The sequence below is a fragment of the Armatimonas sp. genome (genome assembly GCF_031410135.1).
In the GTDB taxonomy this organism is placed as follows: Bacteria; Armatimonadota; Armatimonadia; order Armatimonadales; family Armatimonadaceae; genus Armatimonas.
In genome coordinates, this window is record NZ_JANNYP010000436.1 from 1 (window position 1) to 8,427 (window position 8,427).

10 protein-coding genes are annotated in these 8,427 nt (G+C 58.2%); 6 read left to right on the forward strand and 4 right to left on the reverse strand.

The window, feature by feature from the left end:
* The first annotated feature begins 134 nt into the window (after window positions 1–134).
* The 3 genes from RMO15_RS16035 to cysC all read left to right on the forward strand — a co-directional run bounded on the left by RMO15_RS16035 (window position 135) and on the right by cysC (window position 3,788).
* Window positions 135–1,571 carry a sulfatase gene (locus tag RMO15_RS16035; RefSeq protein ID WP_309714451.1) on the forward strand — a complete coding sequence of 479 codons (1,437 nt, stop codon included), beginning with the start codon at window positions 135–137 and terminating at the stop codon, window positions 1,569–1,571.
* Window positions 1,572–1,701: 130 nt separating this feature from the next.
* Complete coding sequence (locus RMO15_RS16040) at window positions 1,702–3,054, forward strand: sulfatase (protein WP_309714452.1); 1,353 nt, start codon at window positions 1,702–1,704, stop codon at window positions 3,052–3,054.
* Entirely contained in the window at window positions 3,051–3,788 is a 738-nt protein-coding gene (cysC, locus tag RMO15_RS16045; RefSeq protein WP_309714453.1) for an adenylyl-sulfate kinase, read from the forward strand. Before RMO15_RS16040 ends, cysC begins: the two co-directional genes overlap by 4 nt.
* Here cysC and RMO15_RS16050 read toward each other — a convergent pair.
* The gene (locus RMO15_RS16050) at window positions 3,735–4,286 is read right to left on the reverse strand and encodes a sigma-70 family RNA polymerase sigma factor (RefSeq protein ID WP_309714454.1); all 552 of its coding nucleotides are present in this window, start codon (window positions 4,284–4,286) and stop codon (window positions 3,735–3,737) included. The genes cysC and RMO15_RS16050 overlap by 54 nt on opposite strands.
* A 32-nt stretch (window positions 4,287–4,318) precedes the next feature.
* Here RMO15_RS16050 and gmk point away from each other — a divergent pair, with 32 nt between their 5' ends.
* Complete coding sequence (gene gmk, locus RMO15_RS16055) at window positions 4,319–4,894, forward strand: guanylate kinase (protein WP_309714455.1); 576 nt, start codon at window positions 4,319–4,321, stop codon at window positions 4,892–4,894.
* Between the two features lie 42 nt (window positions 4,895–4,936).
* On the opposite strand, the gene lepB is transcribed toward gmk, so the two are convergent.
* Genes lepB through RMO15_RS16070 form a run of 3 tightly spaced genes read right to left on the reverse strand, consistent with a single transcriptional unit; the run spans window position 4,937 to window position 7,541 of the window.
* Window positions 4,937–5,806 carry a signal peptidase I gene (gene lepB, locus RMO15_RS16060; RefSeq protein ID WP_309714456.1) on the reverse strand — a complete coding sequence of 290 codons (870 nt, stop codon included), beginning with the start codon at window positions 5,804–5,806 and terminating at the stop codon, window positions 4,937–4,939.
* Complete coding sequence (locus RMO15_RS16065) at window positions 5,803–6,843, reverse strand: ATP-binding protein (protein ID WP_309714457.1); 1,041 nt, start codon at window positions 6,841–6,843, stop codon at window positions 5,803–5,805. Before RMO15_RS16065 ends, lepB begins: the two co-directional genes overlap by 4 nt.
* A complete protein-coding gene (locus RMO15_RS16070) occupies window positions 6,840–7,541 on the reverse strand; it encodes a response regulator transcription factor (protein WP_309714458.1) in 702 nt (233 codons plus the stop codon). The genes RMO15_RS16065 and RMO15_RS16070 overlap by 4 nt, the downstream gene beginning before the upstream one ends.
* A 61-nt stretch (window positions 7,542–7,602) precedes the next feature.
* On the opposite strand from RMO15_RS16070, the gene RMO15_RS16075 reads away from it, so the two are divergent.
* Window positions 7,603–7,992, forward strand: coding sequence for a winged helix-turn-helix domain-containing protein (locus tag RMO15_RS16075; RefSeq protein WP_309714459.1), 390 nt, complete (start codon window positions 7,603–7,605; stop codon window positions 7,990–7,992).
* 28 nt (window positions 7,993–8,020) lie between these two features.
* Entirely contained in the window at window positions 8,021–8,164 is a 144-nt protein-coding gene (locus tag RMO15_RS16080) for a hypothetical protein (protein ID WP_309714460.1), read from the forward strand.
* The last annotated feature ends 263 nt before the right edge of the window (window positions 8,165–8,427 follow it).

Below are 8,427 nucleotides of genomic sequence, written 5' to 3' on the forward strand. Positions count from 1 at the left end.
TCTTCGCCACCCCCTCCCAATAATGGGAGAGGGTTGGGGAGGGGAATCAGCCCAGCTCCCTCTGCGTCTCCCCCTCCCTCCCGTTATCGGGAGGGAGGGGGCCGGGGGGAGGGAGGGCAACAGAGAAAACACTTATGAATATTGTCTTTATTGCACTCGACACCCAGCGCGCCGATCACCTCGGCTGCTACGGCTACGAAAAGAACACGTCGCCGATTATTGATACCCTTGCCGCCCAGGGCGTGGTCTTTGAGCGCTGCTACGCGCCCAATATCCCGACACATCCCTCGTTTACCACGATGCTCACGGGCAAAGAGGCCATCACCCACAACATCGTCAATATCGGTGGCCGCGTCCCCATTGAGGAAGGCGTAAAGCTCCTGCCGGAGATACTCAAAGAGCACGGCTGGAACACGGCGGCGATTGATACGATGGGGCGGCACTTTAACCGGGGTTTTGATACCTACATCTCCCCCAACTGGGATCGCTCCGACCCGCTGACCCTACGTCGCGCCGAGCATATCACCGATGCGGCGCTTCCTGTGCTGGCAGAGCTGAAGGCTGATAAAGAGAAGCCGTTCTTCCTCTTTCTGCACTACTGGGACCCACACACCCCGTACTTGCCACCCGCGGACTTTCGGACGATGTTCTACCCGGAAGGTGCCGACCCTTACGATGCCAACAACCACTCGATGGACAAGGCCTGGAACGACGAGATGTTCCAGTGGTACTTCCACGACTGGATGCCCGGCGTCACGGATAGCAGCTATGTCAACGCGCTCTACGATGCGGAGACGGCCTACATGGACTGGCAGCTGCGGCGGCTCTTTGCGGCGCTGGAGCCCATCAAGGACGACACCCTGATCGTGATTACCGCTGACCATGGCGAGATTCTCGATGAGCAGCTGGGCTTCTACGACCACCATGGTTTGTACGAGGGCAACGTCCATATCCCACTGATCTTGATCTGGCCCGGCAAGCTCCCCGCCGGCAAGCGCGTCCCCGGCTTTGTGCAGAACCTGGACTACCTACCGACGTTCTTCGAGCTGGCCGGAATCCCCGACACCGAGAAGCTGGAGGGCAAGAGCCTGTTGCCCTGCATCTTCGGGGAGCGCGACGGTAACTACGAGGAGCTGTTCCTCAGCGAGGCCACATGGGAGGTCAAGCGTGCGTACCGCAACAACAAGTGGAAGTTCATCCACTCGTTCGAGCCCGACCCGCACAACCGCCCCCTGCAAGAACTTTTCGACTTAGAGGCCGACCCCACCGAGCAAGTCAACCTTGCCGAAACTCATCCGGAGATTGTCGCGGAACTAAAAGGCCGACTGGATGCCTGGGTAGCCAAGCGCCTCGCCGAGACAGGCCGCACGGAGGACCCGGTTCCTGTGCAAGGTCGCTGTGGGAGCAAGATCGGTAAACCCATTGAGGGCGAGACGCCCGGTGCGGGCGCGACTCCGTTGCATTTGCGTAAGGCGAGAGAGGCCGCCAATATCCCCAAACCCGAGGAGCTCAACTCTGCGACGGATCAGAAATCAGGCAAACCGCTCCATGGATATGTGGAGAAGAAGTGAGCAACCTCTCCCCTAGCCCCTCTCCCGGGCGTTCGTACCTCACTGGGAAAGGGGTGCATCCGCACTATAGCCCCCTCCTTCCCCAACGAGGAACGAGTGCCCGGGGGAGGAGGGCTGGGGAGGAGAGGTTATGAATGTCGTTCTTTTAGCCATAGACACCCTGCGGCCCGATCATCTCGGGTGCTATGGCTATGATAAAAACACATCGCCTGCGATCGATGCGCTGGCGGCAGAATCGGTCGTCTTTGAGCAGGCGATTGCGGCGGGCATTCCGACTATGCCATCGTTTACGACGATGCTCACGGGCCTGCATCCCCTGCGCCACGGAATCGTGGCTCATATCGGGGAGAAGCAGCGGGTCGCGGCGAGCGTCCAAACCCTGCCGCAGCTGGCGCAAAAGGCGGGCTGGACGACCATTGGGATCGATAACTTAGTCATTCAGGGCGGCGGCAAGGGCTCGTGGTTTGCGCGAGGCTTTGACCACTACTCGGGGTTTCTCTACGCGCCCTCCACCAACCAGAGCGAGCAGCTTATCGATCGGGCGATCCAGTTTGTGGACGAGCAAGACAAACAAACGCCGTTTTTTCTCTACTGCCACCTCTGGGACCCGCACACGCCCTACGGCCCGCCCGCTCCGTTCAACACGATGCACTATGCGCCGGGCAGCGCACTCTACTCGATGGATGAGGTCTACGCACACGCGCCGGAGTACTACAAGGCGTTTTTGGGCGAGATGAAGTGCGACCACCCCGACGACTACGCGGCCTACATGGCGCTCTACGATGGCGAGATTTCCTATGTGGATGTGCAAGTCGGTCGGCTGATCGCACATCTAAAGCACGAGAACCTCTGGGACGACACGATCTTTATCTTCATGAGCGACCACGGCGAGGCATTCGGTGAGGGCGAGATTCACTTCGACCACCACGGGCTTTATGATGCCGTCACGCACATCGCCCTGATGGCCAGGGTTCCTGGCACCCTACCCGGTCGCACAAGTGCCCTTGTCTCCACAGAAGATATTCTGCCAAGCCTCGCCGCACTCTGTGACTGGGAGCTACCTACAGGCTACACACTCACGGGCCAGAGTTTCGCCCCCGCACTTCGCGGCGACGAATTTACGGGCCGGGAGCGCGTCTTTTGTGTCGAGTCGTCGCGGCAGGCTTCAATTGCGATCCGCACGCCGATGTGGAAGCTTATCCAACCGATTGTCGAAGTTGCGCACGGAATGCCCCTGCCGCATCTGCACGGCACGCCCCGTGATCCCGCCCCCCTGCTCTTTGATCTCGAAAACGACCCGAGTGAAGATCATAATGTCGCCGACGCGCACATAGAAATTCGCGACGCGCTTCTGGCAGAGCTGATAGCTTGGCACACAAATGAGATTGCTTTGCGCGGGGGGCACGATCCCATTAAGGAGAATGGTCTGAGCCTGAGCTACGAGGTCTTTATGAAGCGACTACTGGCGAGGCATAAGAAATGAACCCATCTCATAAGCCCGAACCCATCCCGCATTTTGAACCCATCCCCCCAGCCCCCTTCCCTCAGGGCAGGGAAGAGGGAGACAAAGGGGCTGGAAAACCCTCCCTAACCCTCCCTGCCCTGAGGGAGGGTGCCGAGGAACGAGGCGGGTGGGTTCGGGCTTCAGGTGGCTTCGTCGTCTGGCTAACGGGTTTGAGTGGCGCGGGGAAGACCACGGTTGCGCGAGGGCTGGCGGAGGCGCTGCGGGCGCGCGGCGTTGGCAAGCTCGAAGTGCTCGACGGCGATGCGGTGCGAGAGAACCTCTCCAAGGGGCTGGGATTCTCGAAGGAAGATCGGGATACCAATGTGGCGCGGATTGCGTTTGTGGCACAGCTCCTGGCTCGAAACGACGTAAACGTGATTGTGGCCGCGATCTCGCCCTACGCCGAGGCTAGGAAGCTAGCGCGGGAGCGGATTGGGGCGGGATTTGTCGAGGTGCACGTGGACTGTGGCCTGCCCGAGCTGGTGCGGCGCGATGTGAAGGGGCTCTATGCCAAGGCGCTGGCAGGCGAGCTGGCGCACTTCACCGGGGTTTCTGATCCCTACGAAGCACCCGAAAACCCAGAGGTGAGAGTCAGTAGCGAGAGCCAAACGGCGGAGCAGAGCGTGGCGTTGATTCTTGCGCACTTAGATGCACGTGGGCTACGACTTCGCAAGGAGCGCATCGCGGAGGGTGCGGCGAGCGCGGTAGAGTAGCGACTTAGTCGCGGCCACAGAGCGCCCCAAAACCTCAGCGGCTTCTGCGTGGGGAACGTCCTCCAGATCGCAGAGAGTCAGCACGAGCTTGTGCTCCTCAGAGAGTGCTTCCAGTGCGTCCAGAAGCGCCTTGCGCTCCGCCCGACGCAGGGCTTCTTCCTCCGTCCGCGCTAGGCTCACCAGAGCCGCGCCTGCGGGAGTGTCTAGCGAGAGGGTTGGGAGCCTGAGCTGGCGGCGCTTGTCGGCGGCAATTGAGCGCACGATGGCAAAGAGCCAGGGACCAAAGCGCTTCGTGTGGCCGCCCGTAAGCTGACGCGCGTTGCGAAACGCCCGCACAAATGCCTCCTGCGCCACTTCCTCCGCATCTTCCCGCGTCTCCGTGAGGCGCATCGCCAGACCCAGTGCTCGGTCGGCGTAGAGCTCAAAGAGTGTCTCCATCGCGCGAGCATCCCCCTGCCGAAACCGCTCCACCAGCCGCGCCTCAAAAACATCATGCACGCCTCTATTGTATCGCCACGATACAATAGCCTGTGCGACAAGGAAATTTATTTGTGGTCTCGGGGCCGTCGGGGGTGGGCAAGGACACGGTTCTTGCGGGGCTTCTCGAACACCAGCCCGATGTCAGAGTGTGTGTGACGGCAACAACGCGGGCAATGCGCCCCGGAGAGTCGCCCGGCAATCCGTACCAGTTTCTCTCCGTAACCGAGTTTGAGAACCTGGTGAACGAGGATGCTTTTCTCGAGTATGCCCATGTCAACGGTGGGAATCTCTATGGCACCCCCCGTGCTTGGGTGGAAGAAAACCGCGCTTTAGGCCACGATGTGATCCTGAAAATAGACGTTCAGGGCGGGCTAGCCGTACGAAAAAAAGCATCGGACGTGATTCTCGTCTTCCTAGAGCCACCGTCACTCGCGGAGCTAGAGAGACGCCTCCGCGCCCGTAGCACCGAGACGGAAGACCAGATTAAAGTCCGCCTGCTCGATGCCCGCAACGAGCTGGCCCAGAAGCCACACTACAACTACGCCGTCGTCAATGACAGCCTCGAAAACGCCGTAGACCACCTGCGCGGCATTATTCTCGCCGAACGCTGCCGAGTTCTAAAGTAAGACGAGGGACTTTCCAGCCCCTCGCCGATTGCATCGAAGTCGCTAGCGTAAGCGTCCTAGGCGGGTGAGGGGCCAGAAGGTGACGATGCCCCGTCCGACGATGCGGCGGCCTTCAAGCTTGCCCCAGACGTGGGAGTCGGCAGAGCGGTTCCTATTGTCACCCATCATGAAGTAGTTGCTTGGAGGAATCTCAAGCTCGTTCATGTTGTAGCCAGGGTCTTCGTTGGTATAGGTATCCTCTAGCGGCTTGCCATTGATGACGGCAACTCCCGGAGTCAGTTCGACTTCGGCACCCGGCTGACCAAACTGGCGCGCGATGTCTTGAGGCATCAGTTTCTCCGTGCCATTGATTAAGACATAGTCCTTGAAGAACTTGACAGACTTCTCACGGCTGATCCCAAGCCGATCACGTAGAGTTTGGTGGGCCACATCAGCGTTGGTATCTTCCCCCTGCGCCTCAAAGACTTCTTTACCAACCCGTAGCTTCGCCCCACGAACTTCGACTTTTTCGCCGGGCAGACCAATACAGCGCTTGATGTAGTCCTGTTCCAGAGTTGGGCTTCCCGTGGCCTCAGGAGGAGCAGCAAATACCAGAATATCGCCGCGCTCGGGATCATGGAAGCGGAACGAGATCTTATCTACGATTAGACGATCCCCAATTTGCAGGGTCGGTACCATACTCTCAGAGGGAATATAGAATGCCTGCGCGACGAAAGGCCGGATCAGGAGAAAAGCCAGCGCCAGTACAAACGTCACTGTGTCGCAGATCTCGGAGAGCGTGCGAGCCCAGCTCTCATGAAGGAGCTTGGACATCATCAGGCGTAGCACGGTAAAGCCCGCAATCACCGCCACCACGATCGTGGGGCTAATATTGGCAAGCTGGTCAGTTAAGGGAATAGGTTGGTCGTTCATAGCGATTTGGCAAGAGGTAGTGTCACGGTAAAGCGAGACCCCCTTCCCAATTCGCTATCGGCGACAATGGTTCCTTCATGGGCCTCAACAATATGCTTTACGATAGAAAGGCCCAGTCCCGTTCCCCCCGTTGCTGTTCCGGCTTCGCCAGGGAACTTTCGCGCCCGATCCGCCCGCCAGAAACGCTCAAAAATACGCGGGAGATCTTCTTTTAAAATCCCAATACCGGTGTCCGCAACGGTGACGATGAGGTTTGTCTTCTCTCGCACCACCGTCATTTCAACACTCCCTCCTGAGGGGGTGTACTTGATAGCATTGTCGAATAAATTAAAAAAGACTTGTTCCAGCTCACTGCGATCTGCCTCAATCTCCAGAGTCGGAATTGTCTCTGGCAGGATGACCTTTACCTTGCGACGAGCTGCGTAGGTGGCAAGGCGCTCCGCCATATCGTAGAGCAAGTCTCCCAGATCGAAGCGCTCGCGTGCGGGAGCCAGTGTTTCGGAGCGTGCCAGAAATGTCAGGTCTTCGGAGAGACGGACTAAGCGGTCCACTTCACGGACAATATTTCCCAGAAACTTCTCACTAACCTCAGGGTCGTTGAGGGCCCCATCTTGGAGAGTTTCTGCCATCGCACGAATCGAGGCAAGCGGAGTTCGCAGCTCATGGGAGACATTGATCACAAACTCTGTCCGCACCGTTCGTAGCCGACTCAGCTCCGTTTGATCCGAAAAGAGAATCATGACCTCTCCTGAGGAAAGCCCTAGAACACGGGCCTTCACAAAGCGCTCTTTCCCATTGACGAGGCGCACTTCCGCTTCCTGAGGGCTTTTTGTTGCTCGCGCGGATTCGACCAGCTCAACCAGCACTCGCTGGTGTGTGGCCTCAAGGAGCGAGCGGCCCACAACACGCTTGACATTCCCATCCACTGTCAGAAACCCAATAGCCGCCTCGTTGGCATAGAGAATTTTATTGTTGTCATTGACGCGCAGGAGGCCATCTGGCACGAGAAGCGCGAGCTGTTCGAGACGCTTGCTCATGGTTGGAACTTGTATCCCACACCGCGAACGGTCAGAATATGCTCCGGACTGGAGGGGCTCGGCTCGATTTTTTCTCTTAGCCAGCGGATATGGACATCCACCGTGCGCTCCTCCACTACCTCACCTGTTCCCCAGACCCGATCCAGCAGTGCGGCTCGGTCAAAGACTCTTCCGGGGTGCGCCGTGAGCAGAACAAGGAGGTCGTACTCTTTTCGTGCCAGTTTTACGGGCTTACCTTTAAGGGTGATCTCATGTTTCTCTAAATCCACGACTAAGTCTAGCGCGGCGGAGACGAGCTGTGGCCCGACGACACTACTCTCGCCCTCGCTCCCTGCACGGCGCAACAGCGCCTTGATCCGCGCCACAAGCTCGCGCATGCCAAAGGGCTTGACCACGTAGTCATCTGCCCCAATTTCGAGACCCTGCACTCGGTCACTCTCCGCGATACGTGCCGTGAGCATCAGAATCGGCACTCGCTCACCTTGCTGACGGATCAAACGACAGATATCAAAGCCACTCCCAGAGGGTAGCATCACATCCAGCACGATTAAGTCGGGACGCTGGCTCCGAAAAAGCTGGAGAGCTTCATCCGCATCTCCCGCCGTCAGAACCGTGAACCCCTGCGCTTTTAGGTTATAGCGTATCGCCTCGATGAGAGTCGGCTCATCGTCCACAACTAAGATGGTTTCTTGGGCCATTACGCCTCTATTATCCCGCATTCCCTACCAAAGGCGTTAAGTCTCTGTTAAACTTAGGGCTATGGCAGGCAAATCTGGTAAAGAAAACAAAAAAGGCAAGGGTGACCTAGCAGAAGTGCTGGGTGAGCTGGCAGCGCTCCGTGAAGAGATTGAGGCTATTAAAGAGTCCTCAAAGAGCATCATTCACTCGGGAACGGGCTCTAGCGCGGAGCAAGTGGCTCGAAAGGCCAGCGCCTTCTCCCCGCTCTCTCGTGCCAAGCTAATCGAGACTCTTTTAACAAAAGGCCCACAGACACCCTCCCAGCTAGGAGAAACCGTCGGTCTCGCCACCGGCTCACTCTACCACCACCTGCGCGAGATAGTGGCTGCCGGGATCGCCACTGTGGAGGCAAAAAACTACCGCCTCACTCCCGAAGGAGAGCGCCTTGCACGAGCCTTTTTTGACGAATAGAGATTTGTGGTGGGTATACTAAAATCCTATGATTCAGCCCCCTCAGCAGACCTGCGATCTCTCCTGGTTCCAGCAACAGCTCCCGGAGTTTACTCGTAGAACTAGTCAAGAAGCGAGGCGGCGGCGCTGGGATAAGCGTCTATGGTGGCTTGAGACATCTCTCTCAGAATAGTGGGTAAATCAGGGAGTAAAGCTCCAAGACGCATTTTCTGAGGCTCCTCAGGATATTCTCCCCGAACTTTTCTCCCTAGGGGAGGCACTGGAGAAGCTCCCTCGTCTTGAGGGCCGCCGTAACCTGCACCGTAAGGCGAACCGAATGACATTCGAGCTTCAGGAAGCCCTCTTCGTGACTTTTACCCGGCTTCTGGCGCGTCGCACGCCTCAAGAGCTGGTCTTCCTAGATGAACCCCAGCGTGCCTATCTCCGGCGTGCCAT

Excerpts from the sequence above, each read along its gene's own strand:
- RMO15_RS16035 (WP_309714451.1), top strand. The coding sequence starts at position 135 with ATGAATATTGTCTTTATTGCACTCGACACCCAGCGCGCCGATCACCTC.
- RMO15_RS16040 (WP_309714452.1), top strand. The coding sequence starts at position 1,702 with ATGAATGTCGTTCTTTTAGCCATAGACACCCTGCGGCCCGATCATCTC.
- cysC (WP_309714453.1), top strand. The coding sequence starts at position 3,051 with ATGAACCCATCTCATAAGCCCGAACCCATCCCGCATTTTGAACCCATC.
- lepB (WP_309714456.1), bottom strand. The coding sequence starts at position 5,806 with ATGAACGACCAACCTATTCCCTTAACTGACCAGCTTGCCAATATTAGC.
- RMO15_RS16065 (WP_309714457.1), bottom strand. The coding sequence starts at position 6,843 with ATGAGCAAGCGTCTCGAACAGCTCGCGCTTCTCGTGCCAGATGGCCTC.
- RMO15_RS16070 (WP_309714458.1), bottom strand. The coding sequence starts at position 7,541 with ATGGCCCAAGAAACCATCTTAGTTGTGGACGATGAGCCGACTCTCATC.
- RMO15_RS16075 (WP_309714459.1), top strand. The coding sequence starts at position 7,603 with ATGGCAGGCAAATCTGGTAAAGAAAACAAAAAAGGCAAGGGTGACCTA.
- RMO15_RS16080 (WP_309714460.1), top strand. The coding sequence starts at position 8,021 with ATGATTCAGCCCCCTCAGCAGACCTGCGATCTCTCCTGGTTCCAGCAA.